The organism is Microbacterium sp. CPCC 204701 (genome assembly GCF_004010105.1).
Lineage (GTDB): Bacteria > Actinomycetota > Actinomycetes > Actinomycetales > Microbacteriaceae > Microbacterium.
Window position 1 is genome coordinate 1 of the sequence record NZ_RRYE01000572.1, and the last position, 1,371, is coordinate 1,371.

General features: G+C 73.2%; 2 protein-coding genes and 2 pseudogenes. 3 read left to right on the top strand and 1 reads right to left on the bottom strand.

Annotated elements, in window-relative coordinates; all coding sequences use genetic code 11:
- A partial coding sequence (locus EIO58_RS17980; protein WP_446723955.1) for an amino acid permease occupies positions 1-260 on the bottom strand: 260 nt, incomplete at its 3' end.
- A 156-nt stretch (positions 261-416) separates the two neighbouring features.
- Here EIO58_RS17980 and EIO58_RS19440 point away from each other — a divergent pair.
- The 3 genes and pseudogenes from EIO58_RS19440 to EIO58_RS17990 all read left to right on the top strand — a co-directional run.
- Positions 417-596, top strand: a pseudogene (locus tag EIO58_RS19440) (YdeI/OmpD-associated family protein); the annotation flags it as partial.
- Between the two features lie 88 nt (positions 597-684).
- Positions 685-855, top strand: coding sequence for a YdeI/OmpD-associated family protein (locus EIO58_RS19445; protein WP_240659010.1), 171 nt, complete (start codon positions 685-687; stop codon positions 853-855).
- A gap of 256 nt (positions 856-1,111) precedes the next feature.
- Positions 1,112-1,371 (top strand): annotated as a pseudogene (locus tag EIO58_RS17990) (SGNH/GDSL hydrolase family protein); the annotation flags it as partial.

A 1,371-nucleotide genomic window follows, 5' to 3' on the forward strand; every position in this document is an offset into this window, starting at 1 on the left:
AACGTGAGCGCCATCGCCGCGCAGCTCGCGGTCTTGCCGATGACGAAGCCCCACCCGGCGACGAAGCCCCACCACGGCCCGAGCTCGGCGCGCCCGTAGGCGTACGTGCCCCCCGACGTCGGATGCGCGGCGGCCAGCTGCGCCGACGACGTCGCGTTGCCGAACGCGACGATCGCCGCGATCGCGAGGCCGACGAGCAGACCCGTGCCCGCGGCATCCGCCGCCGGCGCCCACACCGCGAAGACGCCGGCGCCGATCATGGCGCCGAGACCGACGAAGACGGCGTCGCCGAGGCCGAGGCGTCGCTGGAGGGAGGGCGTGGTCACGCGCGAACAATAGCGCGCGCGAACGGACGGCGGGTGCCGAGGAGACGCTGCGGGTTCCGAGGGCGAGGCGGCGTCCGGCATGATCGACGGGTGACCCTGCGCCTCCACACCGTCCTCGAGCCCTTCGGTCCCGCCACCGCGATCGAGCTCAGCGACGCCCAGGTCAAGGAGCTGGGCGGCGGCAACCGCGCTGCCGTCGTGGTCGCCATCGGCGACCGAAACGCGCGCGTGCGCCTCGGGGTGATGGACCGGCGCAACGTGATCGGCCTGTCGAAGGCGGTGCGCGCGCAGCTCGGCGTCGACATCGGCGACGAGGTGGACGCGACGATCGATCTCGACACCGCCGGGCGCCGTCGAGGTGCCGGACGACCTCGCTGCGGCGCTGACGGATGCCGGAGCACGGGCAGCGTTCGACGCTCTGTCGTACTCGCGCCGCAAGGAGATCGCTCGCGCGGTTGCCGAGGCGAAGCGGCCCGAAACCCGCGAGCGCCGCATCGCGACCGCGCTCGAGGCGCTCGCCGCGTCCTAGCACCACTGGGCCACGACGTGACCGTTCATGGCGAGTCGCCAAGAACGGCGTCCTGCGGGTGTCGTTCTTGGCGAGTCGCCAGAAAGCGCCGCGGCGCGTGCTGATTACAGTCTCTTGGCGAGTCGCCAGGAACGCGCGGCTGCAGGCGTCGATCGTGGCGAGTCGCCAGAACGGCACGCCGGTGTCGCGGACCCGAGATTCCGGTTGGTCACCGGTGGGACGGCATCCGTTCACTCGGGCGCTGTGTCATGGCGCCATGTCCCGTTCGCGTGACACGACGCCGCGAGCCCTCCTGGTCGGAGTGCTCGGCCTCGCACTCGGCGCGGCACTCGTGCTGCTCGGCGTCCGCGCGGTGCTGTCGCGGCAGGCGGCGATCGCGCGCGGGCGGATCGGGAAGCCGCTGGGGGACCAGGCGCTGGACGCCGACAGGGTGTGGCGACGGCGCTTCGACGGCGAGCCGGTCGAGCTCGTCGTGCTCGGCGACTCCATCGCCGCCGGACTCGGCGCCGAGCGGCG